Below are 12,292 nucleotides of genomic sequence, written 5' to 3'. Positions count from 1 at the left end.
TACAGCGTTTCTTCCACTAAACCGCAAGATATCGATTTTTAATCTCGTCTTGTTTGCTAAATTCTGTTTGAGAGCCTTGGTAAACAATTTCACCAAGCTCGATCACGTAGTGTTTGTCGGCTAACTTCTCGCATACCGATAAATTTTGCTCAACCAGCAGCACGCCAACACCAGCAGCGCGAATCTGAGCGAGGATCCGGATGATTTCATCAACGATGACGGGGGCGAGACCCTCTGTTGGTTCGTCAAGTAGCAGAAATTTTGGGGCATTGACTAAAGCTCGCGCGATCGCGAGCATTTGTTGTTCACCCCCAGATAGGGCGTTGCCACCGTTCTTTCTGCGTTCTTTGAGGCGTGGGAACATTTGATAAATGTCTTCAAGACTCCAGGGACTACGCTTGTTGATTGCAATTTTGAGGTTCTCTTCAACGGAAAGAATGCCAAAAATGCCTCTGTGCTCCGGTACTAAAGCAATCCCGCGTCGTGCGATTTCGTATATTTCTTTACCAACAAGGTTTTCCTCATCTAATAGCACTTCTCCTTGTTGCGCTTTAACGATACTCACGATAGTTTTTAGGGTGGTGGTTTTGCCGGCACCGTTTCGTCCCAGCAGTGTCACAATTTCACCAGACTCAATCGCCAAGTCAATTCCGTTTAAAATATGGCTTTTACCGTAAAAAGAGTGCAGGTTGTTGATCACTAATCTACTCATTGCCACTTTCTCCTAAGTATGCTTTTTTAACCAATTCATCCCCTTTGACTTCTTCAGGAGAGCCTTCGATTAAAATATTGCCTTGGTGCATCACGGTGATCCGGTCGGAAATAGACATCACGAGTCGCATATTATGCTCAATCAGCATGACCGTATGATCTTTGCCTAGTTCTGAAATTAAGCCGGTCATCATTGGGATATCATCAACGCCCATTCCTGAGGTCGGTTCATCAAGCAATAGTAATGATGGGGATCCGCAGAGTGCCATACCAACTTCCAGTATTCGTTGTTGTCCATGTGATAACTCACCGGCCAGTTTGTCAGCCCACTTATCTAATTGAATTCTTTCCATCACTTCATCGGCTTTTAGCAAATGCTTGTGGTTGGCGGTTTCAGGAACCCAAAACTTGAGCGCACTAAGGCCGTCTCGACCCTGAGCGGCGATACGTAAATTTTCACGTACATCTAAGTTTTGGAAGAGACTGGTTACCTGAAACGAGCGAGACATCCCTTTCGATACTCGTTTATGTGCCGCAAGATAAGTCAAATCTTCGCCATTAAAAAAGATCTTTCCACGGGTTGGTTTTCGTTCGCCAGTTAAGCAATGAAATAATGAGGTTTTTCCGGCACCATTTGGGCCGATCACCGTATGAATTGAGCCTTTCTTGATCTTTAAATCAACACTTCCTACCGCAGAAAATGCCCCATAATCTAAGCCTAATTTAGAGGTTTCTAATAAGTAACTTGAGTTCATTTGGTCACCTCGGAAATAGCCTCTTGCTTGGATTTTTTAGATACCAATAATTTGGAACTTAAAGACCTTAGCCCCCCCCACAAACCCTCAGGAAGGAACAATACGACCGCGATCAATGCAGCTCCCAAGATCATCATCCACCTCGGCCATATCGATGAGAGTAGATCTCCTATCAAGACAATTGAGCCAGCCCCCAGAATGGAACCGAGTAATGAGCCGGTTCCTCCGATGATGGTCATAATCATGATGTTTTCTGACATGGCTAATTCAATGTTTGACAGCGGGGCGAAGTTTAAAAGAAGCGCGTAGAGAGCCCCAGCAAGGCCGGTTATCGCCCCCGAAATGACAAAGGCCATTAGCTTGAAATGGTTGGTTGAGAAGCCGACCGCCGAAGAGCGGCCTTCGTTTTCTCGAATTGCCACAAGGGTTGTTCCAAAGGGCGAATGGATCACTCTTCGGGCAAACACAAACACAATCACAAAAAGGCTTGCGACAAAAACATAAAATGCTTCGCTGCTCTGTAGATCGCTGATTGTCATTCCAAAGATTGCGAGCGCAGGCCGAGGTACATCGAGTAGCCCGTTATCACCGCCAGTCCATTGACTAAATGTATAGGCTAAGAAATATGCCATCTGAGTGAAGGCCAGCGTAAGCATGACAAAGTAAATCCCAGTTCTTCTGATCGACAAAGCGCCAACGATTAGAGCCAGTGATGCACCAATCAAAATGGCCGTGGCTAGGGCTGCTATTAATCCAAAATTTAGATGGATCATGACTAATGAAGCGCTATAAGCGCCGCCGCCAAAAAAGATCCCCTGTCCGAATGACAAGAGGCCGGTATAACCTAGAAGAAGGTTGCAGGCTAATGCGGCGAGAGCAAATATTAGAATCTCTGTTGCGAGTGTGATGGAAGGAAGTAATATCGGCATTAACACAATCAATGCTAAGGCTAGGATGGTTATTCCGCCAAAAATAGAAGTCTTCGTATTCATCTTATGCTCTCCCGAATAATCCGTAAGGACGCAATAAAATGACCACTGCCATCGCGCCATAAATCATTAAGCTGGCACCTTGCGGCCAAATGGTGGTCATTAGACTTTGTACCAAACCAACCAATAACCCGCCCACTAACGCGCCAGTGAAAGAACCCATTCCTCCAATGACGACCACCACGAATGCAATGCCAAGAACTTCTGGCCCTACAAATGGACTTACGCCTCTAATGGGGGCTGCGAGTACGCCAGCAAGACCTGCAAGACCGACTCCTAAGGCAAAGGTAATTGAGAATAAGCGATGGGTATGGGTTCCTAATAGTGAAACGGTTTCAGCGTCTTCACTGCCGGCTCGCACTAGTGCGCCAAATTTGGTTTTATCTAGTAATAGCCAAACCAGAATCGCAACCACAGCCGAAAAAGCAATCACAAAGAGTCGATATTCTGGATAGAAGAAGTCTCCGATTTGAAATACACCTTTCAGAGAATCAGGAGGCGCAACGTGCTTCCCTATTGGTCCCCATATTGAAATACAGAGCTCTTGAATGATGAGGGCAACGCCTAAAGTCACTAGAATTTGATAGGTGTGTGGAAGATGGTAGACCCTTTTGATCAAGGTTCTTTCACATGCCCAGGCAATGAGTGCGATACAAATGGGGACGGCAACCAGTGCCAGCCAGTAATTTCCAGTTACTGCGACGGCGGTATAGCTCAGGTATGCTCCCAGAAGATAAAAAGCACCGTGAGCAAAGTTCACAAAGTTAAGTAGCCCAAAAATGATAGTAAGCCCTACCGAGAAGAGGAAATAAATCATTCCAAGCCCTATCCCATTTACTGCCTGAAATAAATACAGGTTCATAATTCACCTCTAACAATATTGACGCGCCACTTCGTCAATTGAGCAAAGTGGCGTGGAACTTTTAAAGAGCTTTGCACTTGAGCGATGATTGGTCAGGGAAAGACTGTCCATAGCTGATAATGTCTGCAAAATCATCTGCATTTTTCATTTCTGAAGCGGCTTTACCTTTTAATAGGTAGTAGTTTTTCAAGACTTGGTGATCGGCGGCTCGAACGGTTTCGGTTCCAGTTGGGCCCGCATAAGACTTGCCCTCTAAAGCCTTGATGACAGCACTCGGTTCGGTTGAGCCTGCATCTGCAATGGCATCTAACAGAAGTTTGGTACTGGTGTAATCGGCCGCTAATGGGTAGTTGGGGGTGATACCATATGCATCTTTAACTTGCTTGACTAGGGCTGCATTGAATGGGGTGTCAACGGTGTGCCAATACTGTGCGCCGAAGTAGACATTTTCTGTGATATCAGCACCGAGTTCTTGGAATTGATCTAAGCCTGATGACCAAGTGACTAAGATGGTCATTCGATTTTTTAGGCCGAAGTTAATCGCTTGGCGTAAGGCATTAGAGGATTGAGCGCCGAAGTTTAGTAATAAGAGAACGTCTGGTTGAGCCGCCATTGCGTTGGTGAGGTAGCCAGAGAATTCTTGCTCTTGTAACGAGTGGTAACTATTACCAACATGCTCAATGCCAAGTTCATCAAATACGGCTTCTGCATTAGATAGTAGCGCTTCACCGAATACATATTGAGGGGTGATGGTATACCACCGTTTTTTTTCTGGGTGCTCTTTAAACAAAGGGATCACGGTTTCTCTGATAGCGCCGTAAGTTGGCACCGACCAACGAAATGTGGCGGCGTTACAATCGACACCGGTTAGCTCATCAGCACCTGCTGGCGTGATAAAGACGCCGCCAGATTTATTGATTTCCTTACCCAGTGCCAGAGACGTTGAAGATAGGGTGCCGCCATCAAAAAACTTGGCTTTATCTTGGCTAATCGCTTCTTGTACTTTACGAAGCGCTTTCCCTGCATTACCTTCGGTGTCGATCTCTTTATAAGTGGGTGTTTGCCCAAGCAATTTTCCATATTGCTCAACTGCTAATTTCGACCCCATATCTGCATACTTACCATAACTAGCAAAGCCTCCCGACAGAGATTTTACGCCATAAATTGTTACGGCTTCGTCTTGGGCAAGTGCAAGGCAAGAAGCGGATGCTATTGAGAATACAAGTGCAGTATGTTTCAAATATTTTTTAATCATCTTTAGTTCCTTTGGTGATGTTGGCCTTAAGGCTTGGTTTCATGGCTTGTAATTTATATTTAAGATCCCTTACATTTTTTTAGAAATTTCTCCGTCAAGCGTGACAAAGTGCATTTCTGCTTCACACATGTGCTCCCCCATCAGGGTTCGAACCTGAGTTTTATCTTGTTTGTCATACGCACTAATGAGTGCGTAGTGATAATCAACATTCGACTTTGTGAATGCGTAGTAGTCGATTAAATAGGCTTTTTTTAATACGACGAGATCTCTCAATAATTCGTTTAAAAATCGTCCAAAAAATCCCAGAACTGGATTTGGCGAAGCATCCGCTAACACATTGTGGAATTCCAATTCGGCGATTTTCTGCAGTCGCTGCTCTTCTTCTGTGCTTGGTTTTTTACTGCACTGATCGGTGTACTTTCTCAGCAATGAAAGTTCGTCTTCCGTCAAATGTCCGACCACAGACACGGCTATCTCAACCTCAACTAGTTTTCGCATTTGATACAGTTGTTCTGGGCTGATGTGACGAAAGTAAAGGTAGTTTCGCAAGGCTTTACTGGCTGGCTCGGTGCCAACTTCAGTCAGTGATGCACCGCCACCTGGACCTGGTTTTGTTTTGATCAAACCCTCAACTTCCAAGGCTTTTAATGCTTCTCTAACTGTTCCTTTGGAGATCTGATATTGCTCGATCAAATCTTTTTCACTGGGTAGACGATCCCCTGGCTTGAGTTCTTCAGACACAATCAGCCGTTTTACTTCATCGACAATTAAGTCTGATAGTTTTCGTTTGGTTTTATTCTTGAATTCGGATGTCATTTCAGCTCCCAAAAGATGCATGACAGAGTGAAAAATATTAAATACAAATCATTATGATTAATTACTTGGTTAGGTTTTCTGCAAATTGAGTGCCTAAGCTCCAATGAGAACTTGAATTATGCTGCTTTTATAAGCAGGTAAATAATTGTGTAACTTATGATTTAATTTCAAGTATGTTTTTAAGTTATTAATTTTATGTGATTTTTATGTTTTTTTGTTTATTCGTATATGAAATAAGATTTATTCAATCAATTTGTAAGATGACAAAATTGGCTGGAAGGAAAGTTGCCTATCAAACAAATAAAATCATCGAATTGAACTAATTAGGTGCATTGATGAACATTTATGGGAGGGTTTTGCTTGGTGGATTGTTGCTGATAATTGAAGTGAAGCTGACCGCAGCATGTGGAATACCTGCGTGATTAAGGGCTGCTCTTCGATTGAAGCAAGAGTAGCACGCGACCAAGCAGGGGGCTTGCCGTTGTTTGGTCGATCAAAGCATATTAAGCGTCGCTTCTCAAACATGAGTTTGCGTGATTGTTGTGAATAACCGAGGCCTCGGCTGCGAAGCGGTCAGCTTGATGGGCAGCTATCGCGGAGTTAGCACGGTGATCCCTTTCTCTTGTAACTCTTGTTGAATACTCTGTGGAAAACTTGAATCGGTAATGATGATGTTGAATTGATTAATGTCTAGGGCGTGAAAAGTGCCTACTTTTCCGTATTTTGAGGCATCAGAAACTAAAACGACATTCTGCGCGGCTTGCGCGATGGCTTTTTTCACGATGACTTTGGGCTCACTGGGGGTGGATATTCCTTTTAAGTTCCAAGAAGACGTCGACACAAAGGCGATATCGATATTCATACCAGATAGAAATTCAGCTACCTTGCTGCCAATACAAGATTGATTTTCTCGATCAATTCGCCCGCCAGTATGGTAAATCTCACTGTGACTATGCTGGATCAGAAAATTGGCAATCACAAAATCATTGGTGACGATCACTAAATCGGAACGCTCACTAATTAAATGGGCTATTTCTAGGGTTGTCGTTCCTGCATCCAAATAGACGGTACATGCTTTGGGAATGAGAGGGCTGGCTAGGGCGCCAATTGCGACTTTTTCCTGTGCGTGCAGGGTGGCTTTTGCATCGTGAGAGGCCTCTTGATGGATTTTTTGAGTCAGTTGAACGCCACCGGAAACCGACAATACTTTTCCTTTTTGTTCTAGCTTTGCGATGTCTCTTCGTATTGTCATATGCGAAACATCTAATTTTTCTATCAGCTGGTTAATGCTGATGAGCTGCTGCTGTGAAAGTAGTGACAAGATTAACTTATGGCGTTCTGCTGGGATCATTCAGATTTATTATTTATGAGAGTTGGTGATGTTTGTATCTTAACAGTAAGGGATAAAACTGTGAAGTTGTGTTAATAATTGTTAGCTAGAATATTGTCTTGGCGGATGCTGAGCGGGTTTGTTAATGGTCATGCGATTTTTTTACCTGAATTTAATATTAATATTGCTGTTTGTGAGTTACATCTCAGGTTTCTTCACATTAATTAACATATAATCACACCATGGAACATAAATTAACACACTGTATTCAACATGTTTTGGGAAAAGACGATGGATAATCAAATAGTTAAATCGGTAGCTGTGATTGGTTTAGGCTCGATGGGGATGGGGGCAGCGAAATCTTGTGTCCGTGCAGGTCTCGATGTTTATGGGATTGACCTTAATCCAATGGCTTTAGAGACCTTAGATCATTTTGGTGCCAAAGGTGTATCGACAGATGCGAAGCAATTTGCGCCGCTGCTGGATGCAGTGTTACTGCTGGTGATAAATGCCAAACAAGTGACATCGATCCTGTTTGATTCCGGTTTGGCAGAAAATTTAAAGCCAAATACGGCAGTCATGGTTTCGGCCACTATTTCAGCTCAAGATGCACAGCAAATAGACGCAGAGTTGAAAAAATATGGTCTGTTGATGTTGGATGCCCCGGTATCGGGAGGTGCAGTGAAAGCCGAAGCGGGTGAGATGACCATTATGGCTGCCGGTTCTAGTGCGGCGTTTACCAAGCTTGCGCCAGTATTGGATGCGACAGCTGCAAAGGTTTACAACATTGGCGAAGCCATCGGTTTGGGGGCAACCGTGAAAATTATTCATCAGCTTTTGGCGGGAGTGCATATTGCGGCGGGGGCCGAAGCTATGGCATTGGCAGCACGGGCGCAAATCCCATTAGATGTGATGTATGAAGTGGTGACCAATGCTGCGGGGAACTCTTGGATGTTTGAAAACCGTATGAAGCATGTGGTGGATGGGGATTATACACCCAAATCGATGGTGGATATTTTCGTGAAAGATCTCAATCTGGTGGCGGATACGGCGCAAGATTTTAAATTTCCATTGCCGCTAGCCAGCACCGCCTTGAACATGTTCACCGCTGCTAGCAATGCTGGTTTTGGCAAAGAAGATGACAGCGCGGTGATTAAAATTTTTGACGGCATCAAATTGCCCGGCATGGAGGAGTCATAATGTTACTTGGTGTGATTGCAGATGACTTTACTGGTGCCACCGATATTGCCGGTTTTCTGGTAGAAAATGGTATGCGAACGGTACAGTTAAATGGTGTTCCGAGTTTGCCGATAGAGATTGAAGCAGATGCTGTAGTGATAAGCTTGAAATCACGTTCTTGTCCGGTCGATCAGGCAATATCCGACTCACTGGTGGCTTTAGCATGGTTGCAGGCCAGAGGTTGCCAACAGTTTTACTTCAAATATTGCTCAACCTTCGATAGCACGGCACAAGGTAATATTGGTCCTGTGACGGACGCGTTGTTGGCAGCACTGAACGAAAATTTCACGATTGTTTGTCCGGCCTTGCCTGTGAACGGTCGCACGGTGTTTAACGGGCATTTATTTGTGTTCGGTGAGCCGCTGCATGAATCTGGAATGCGTCATCACCCCGTCACTCCAATGACGGATTCAAACTTAGTTCGTCTGATGAATGCACAGTCTGATGGCGATGCTGGTTTGGTGAATTATCAAGTGATTGAGCAAGGTAGCCAAGCACTCAAGGCAAAATTTGCTGAGTTACAACAGCAAGGCTTTCGTTACGCAGTGCTTGATGCGTTCAATGCGCAGCATTTAGCGACAATAGGGGAGGCGATTCAGTCGTTAAAATTAGTGACCGGGGGCTCCGGTTTAGCGGCTGACATCGCTCAACATTGGGGGCGAAGTTTGGCGGAGCAAACTGAAGCCAAAGCGCAAGGCTTACCTCGTCAAGCAAAAACGGTGGTGCTTTCTGGCTCATGTTCAGCGATGACCAATCAACAAGTTGTGGCTTACCAAGCGCGAGCGCCACACTTTGCGGTGGATGTTGCTGCGTGTATCAATGATCCATCCTACAGCGAAAGTGTAATGCAGTGGGTCATCACGAACCTCGACGGTGAATTTGCCCCCATGGTTTATGCTACGGCCGATACTGAGACACTCAGTGCAATTCAAAGCCAATACGGTGCTCAAGCCTCAAGTCATGCAGTTGAGTCCTTTTTTAGTTTGCTCGCTCACCAACTAAAAGAGCATGGCGTGGTCAATTTTATTGTAGCTGGGGGAGAAACCTCCGGTACGGTGACCCAAAGTCTTGACGTTGCGGGTTTTCACATTGGTCCTCAAATCGCTCCCGGTGTGCCTTGGGTCAAATCCCTTGATGGCTCGCTGTCGTTGGCGCTGAAATCGGGCAATTTTGGTGATCCGCAGTTCTTCTTTAAAGCACAAGGTTTTCTTGCATGATAGAGCAACAAATTAGACAACAAATGGTCGACTTAGCTCGCTCTATGTTTGAACGAGGCTATGCGACGGGTGGCGCGGGAAACTTATCCGTTAAACTGCCCAATGGGCACTTCTTGGCGACGCCAACCGGATCATCATTTGGCCGATTAGTGGCTGAGCAGCTCTCGGTCGTGGATATCGACGGTCATTTAATTTCTGGGCATAAGGCATCGAAAGAAGTCGCTTTTCACTTGGCTATTTATCGTAATAATCCAGACTGTAACGCCATTGTGCACCTACATTCGACTTATCTCACTGCATTGTCGTGTTTGGATAATTTGACGGTGGAAAATGCCATTCGCCCGTTCACACCATATTACGTGATGCGAATTGGGCAGCTGCCAGTGCTTCCATATTTAAGACCGGGAGATCCTAAAATAGCCGAAGACTTGGGTAAACAAGCCGCCGACTATCGAGCATTTTTACTTGCCAACCACGGACCGGTGATCACCGGTAGTGATTTAGTGGATGCAGTTGACAATGCCGAGGAGCTGGAAGAAACAGCAAAACTAATGTTCTTACTGAAGGACTATCCAATTCGTTATCTCAGCGACGCAGAAGTCGAAGACCTAAAAGGGAGAGGCAAGTAATGGCCAAATTCGCAGCAAATCTAACGATGTTATTCAACCACGTGGACTTTTTGGAGCGTTTTGAGCAAGCCCATCAAGCGGGTTTTAAAGCGGTAGAGTTTTTGTTTCCCTATGCCTATGAACCAAAAGTATTGGCAGATAAGTTAAGTCAATTTGGCCTTGAACTGGCGCTGTTTAATATGCCGCCGGGTGATTGGGATGCAGGGGAGCGGGGTTTTGCGGCTATTCCTGGACGGGAACAAGAGTTTAAGCAAAGTGTCGACACCGCGATGATGTATGCGCAGGCACTCAACTGCAAAAAAGTCCACGCCATGTCAGGTCTTGTGGATCCGCAATTTAGTGAGCAACAGCATGTCGACACATTCATCAGCAATATTCGTTATGCCGCAGACCGATTTGCTGAGCAGGGAATTGAGCTGATGATCGAGCCGCTTAATTCTCGCGATGTACCAGGCTATTTTGTGTCCCATCAGCGGGACGCCGTCGCGCTTATTCAGCAAGTTGAACGCACCAATGTAAAACTACAATTTGATTTGTATCACGCACAAATCATGGATGGAGACGTCACCGTGCTGATGGCGGATTTGGCGGACGATATTGGTCATGTTCAAATCGCTTCGGTTCCCGATCGCAATGAACCTTCAGATGGTGAACTGAATTATCCATATTTGTTTCAAGTATTAGACAAGGTGGGGTACCAAGGATGGATTGGCTGCGAATATAAACCTAAGTCAAGCACTGAAGCTGGTTTAGGCTGGGTCAGACCTTACCTTTAAGCAACACATAATAAGAACGACAACCAAACTCACTGCCTCCTTTCAAGGAGGTAGTAGCTAAACACAACTGAAGAAATATAATCTGATAGGTAGGACAATATAATGGACGCTGCTCTTATAGGAATTATAGTCGGGATCATTGCCATGATGGGGATGATTATTAAAACACGGATCCCCGTGGCATTGGCGATGGTTATTGCCAGTATCATCATGGGTTTATTTGCCGGAATGGCACCAACGGAACTGATTGGTGCGATTAAAGCGGGTTTTGGTGGAGTGCTTGGTGGCATTGGTTTAATTATCGCGTTTGGCGTGATCATGGGGGCATGTTTTGAGCGCTCCGGGGCGGCGATTCGAATGGCAAAAACCTTCGTGAAGCTCTGTGGTAAAGGACGTGAAGATATAGCGCTTGGTCTCACAGGGGTGCTGGTGGCGATCCCTGTATTCTGTGATTCGGCCTATATCATTTTGCACTCACTGGTGCGTGCCATTTCACGCAATACCGGAAAATCTGCCGTGGGCTTAGGGGTCACATTAGCGCTTGGTTTGCTGATCACTCACGCCTTAGTGCCGCCAACGCCTGGCCCAGTGGCAGTTGCTGGCATTCTTGGTGTGGACTTGGGCGTATACATGTTATGGGGATTATTGGTCTCTATTCCGATGATGCTGTTGTCCTTGTTTTATATTCGAAAAATAGGCAAAGAGTACTACCGCGTGCCAAACGGTGAGCAATGGATTACTTCCGAAGCGGCTTGGGCGAATTTAGATACCGTGCAAGCAGCCGACGAGAAAAAACTGCCAAGTAACTTTCTATCTTTTGGACCGATCCTGATCCCGATAGCGCTGATCTTGGCGAATACTATTGTTGGTAAAGGAGATTCGACTTTTCACGCCTTATTGTCATTAGTCGGCAACCCTGTCGTGGCGGTAGGGATTGGCGTATTAATGGCGCTCTATGGTCTAACGCGGAATATCGAACGCAAAGATATGGTGGGATCGATGGACGATTCGCTGGCCACTACCGGTCTTATCTTAGTGGTCACTGGTTGTGGTGGCGCAATGGGCGCAGTGCTCAAAGCATCCGGTGCTGGCCCTCAGGTGGCAGAAGCGATTTCAAGTAGTGGCATACCTCCTTTATTGGTGCCATTGGCGATAGCCTCGATGTTGCGTTTGATCCAAGGTTCCGCGACGGCATCAATGATGGTTGCAGCCACCATGGCATTACCATTGGTGGAAACCTTGGGTCTGGATCCGGTCTTTGTTGCATTGGCATGTGCGGTAGGCCCGGTTGGCTTCTCCCATCTAAATGACTCTTACTTTCATATCATCAGTCGTACTTTGGGGATTACCGAGTTGGGTGACCAATTGAAGATCTGGAGTGTGACTTCGACCATTGCTTGGGCAATTGGCGCGAGTATTGTGATGCTCCTAAACCTTATTTTTGGTCAAGGGGGGACCCTAGTGGATCCGATCGTTCCTTTCGCGGTACTCGGTGGCATTATGCTTTGGATGAAAAGCAGAGAAAAACACGGCAGCTTAGTATCGCAGCATTAATTTAAGCCATTGAATTATACCAATCGGATTACTTATATGAGCAATTTATTACGCAGAATAAATCTGCCGATAATGAGTTAGATGGGTATTAAAAGGCGGTCGAAGATTAACTGCCCTCAGTAAGTGAATGAAGCTTATTGAGGGCGGTTGTTTTTTACT

Annotated in this window: 12 protein-coding genes; 5 read left to right on the top strand and 7 right to left on the bottom strand. The window is 45.4% G+C overall.

Annotated features, from left to right (window positions below; genetic code table 11):
* Positions 1–16 precede the first annotated feature (16 nt).
* The 7 genes from ACRRSY_RS17735 to ACRRSY_RS17705 form a co-directional block, all read right to left on the bottom strand.
* Positions 17–712, bottom strand: coding sequence for an ABC transporter ATP-binding protein (locus ACRRSY_RS17735; RefSeq protein ID WP_432451929.1), 696 nt, complete (start codon positions 710–712; stop codon positions 17–19).
* On the bottom strand, positions 705–1,466 hold the full coding sequence (locus ACRRSY_RS17730; protein WP_432451930.1) for an ABC transporter ATP-binding protein: 762 nt from the start codon (positions 1,464–1,466) through the stop codon (positions 705–707). Before ACRRSY_RS17730 ends, ACRRSY_RS17735 begins: the two co-directional genes overlap by 8 nt.
* A complete protein-coding gene (locus ACRRSY_RS17725) occupies positions 1,463–2,458 on the bottom strand; it encodes a branched-chain amino acid ABC transporter permease (protein WP_432451931.1) in 996 nt (331 codons plus the stop codon). Before ACRRSY_RS17725 ends, ACRRSY_RS17730 begins: the two co-directional genes overlap by 4 nt.
* A gap of 1 nt (position 2,459) precedes the next feature.
* Entirely contained in the window at positions 2,460–3,272 is an 813-nt protein-coding gene (locus ACRRSY_RS17720; protein WP_439033332.1) for a branched-chain amino acid ABC transporter permease, read from the bottom strand.
* A gap of 106 nt (positions 3,273–3,378) precedes the next feature.
* A complete protein-coding gene (locus tag ACRRSY_RS17715) occupies positions 3,379–4,572 on the bottom strand; it encodes an ABC transporter substrate-binding protein (RefSeq protein WP_432451933.1) in 1,194 nt (397 codons plus the stop codon).
* Positions 4,573–4,641: 69 nt separating this feature from the next.
* A complete protein-coding gene (locus ACRRSY_RS17710; protein ID WP_432451934.1) occupies positions 4,642–5,388 on the bottom strand; it encodes a FadR/GntR family transcriptional regulator in 747 nt (248 codons plus the stop codon).
* A 589-nt stretch (positions 5,389–5,977) separates the two neighbouring features.
* Entirely contained in the window at positions 5,978–6,739 is a 762-nt protein-coding gene (locus tag ACRRSY_RS17705) for a DeoR family transcriptional regulator (RefSeq protein ID WP_432463735.1), read from the bottom strand.
* A gap of 270 nt (positions 6,740–7,009) precedes the next feature.
* Between ACRRSY_RS17705 and ltnD the strand changes: the two genes are divergently transcribed.
* From ltnD to ACRRSY_RS17680, 5 genes are all read left to right on the top strand, one after another.
* Positions 7,010–7,918 carry an L-threonate dehydrogenase gene (ltnD, locus tag ACRRSY_RS17700; RefSeq protein ID WP_432451936.1) on the top strand — a complete coding sequence of 303 codons (909 nt, stop codon included), beginning with the start codon at positions 7,010–7,012 and terminating at the stop codon, positions 7,916–7,918.
* A complete protein-coding gene (otnK, locus tag ACRRSY_RS17695) occupies positions 7,918–9,174 on the top strand; it encodes a 3-oxo-tetronate kinase (RefSeq protein WP_432451937.1) in 1,257 nt (418 codons plus the stop codon). Before ltnD ends, otnK begins: the two co-directional genes overlap by 1 nt.
* Positions 9,171–9,803 carry a 3-oxo-tetronate 4-phosphate decarboxylase gene (otnC, locus tag ACRRSY_RS17690; protein WP_432451938.1) on the top strand — a complete coding sequence of 211 codons (633 nt, stop codon included), beginning with the start codon at positions 9,171–9,173 and terminating at the stop codon, positions 9,801–9,803. The genes otnK and otnC overlap by 4 nt, the downstream gene beginning before the upstream one ends.
* On the top strand, positions 9,803–10,579 hold the full coding sequence (otnI, locus tag ACRRSY_RS17685) for a 2-oxo-tetronate isomerase (protein WP_432460007.1): 777 nt from the start codon (positions 9,803–9,805) through the stop codon (positions 10,577–10,579). Before otnC ends, otnI begins: the two co-directional genes overlap by 1 nt.
* Positions 10,580–10,681: 102 nt before the next feature.
* On the top strand, positions 10,682–12,133 hold the full coding sequence (locus tag ACRRSY_RS17680; protein ID WP_432451940.1) for a GntP family permease: 1,452 nt from the start codon (positions 10,682–10,684) through the stop codon (positions 12,131–12,133).
* Positions 12,134–12,292 lie beyond the last annotated feature (159 nt).

Origin of the sequence: Agarivorans sp. QJM3NY_33, from assembly GCF_050870865.2 — a bacterium.
Lineage (GTDB): Bacteria > Pseudomonadota > Gammaproteobacteria > Enterobacterales > Celerinatantimonadaceae > Agarivorans.
Note: the sequence above shows the minus strand (reverse complement) of the source record. Positions and strands in the feature narration are given on the sequence as shown.

Bases quoted from the DNA above. Each gene is read 5' to 3' on its own strand.
- otnC (WP_432451938.1), top strand. From the start codon at position 9,171: ATGATAGAGCAACAAATTAGACAACAAATGGTCGACTTAGCTCGCTCT.
- ACRRSY_RS17725 (WP_432451931.1), bottom strand. From the start codon at position 2,458: ATGAATACGAAGACTTCTATTTTTGGCGGAATAACCATCCTAGCCTTA.
- ACRRSY_RS17680 (WP_432451940.1), top strand. From the start codon at position 10,682: ATGGACGCTGCTCTTATAGGAATTATAGTCGGGATCATTGCCATGATG.
- ACRRSY_RS17730 (WP_432451930.1), bottom strand. From the start codon at position 1,466: ATGAACTCAAGTTACTTATTAGAAACCTCTAAATTAGGCTTAGATTAT.
- ACRRSY_RS17710 (WP_432451934.1), bottom strand. From the start codon at position 5,388: ATGACATCCGAATTCAAGAATAAAACCAAACGAAAACTATCAGACTTA.
- ACRRSY_RS17720 (WP_439033332.1), bottom strand. From the start codon at position 3,272: ATGATTTATTTCCTCTTCTCGGTAGGGCTTACTATCATTTTTGGGCTA.
- otnI (WP_432460007.1), top strand. From the start codon at position 9,803: ATGGCCAAATTCGCAGCAAATCTAACGATGTTATTCAACCACGTGGAC.
- ACRRSY_RS17715 (WP_432451933.1), bottom strand. From the start codon at position 4,572: ATGATTAAAAAATATTTGAAACATACTGCACTTGTATTCTCAATAGCA.
- ACRRSY_RS17705 (WP_432463735.1), bottom strand. From the start codon at position 6,739: ATGATCCCAGCAGAACGCCATAAGTTAATCTTGTCACTACTTTCACAG.
- ltnD (WP_432451936.1), top strand. From the start codon at position 7,010: ATGGATAATCAAATAGTTAAATCGGTAGCTGTGATTGGTTTAGGCTCG.
- ACRRSY_RS17735 (WP_432451929.1), bottom strand. From the start codon at position 712: ATGAGTAGATTAGTGATCAACAACCTGCACTCTTTTTACGGTAAAAGC.
- otnK (WP_432451937.1), top strand. From the start codon at position 7,918: ATGTTACTTGGTGTGATTGCAGATGACTTTACTGGTGCCACCGATATT.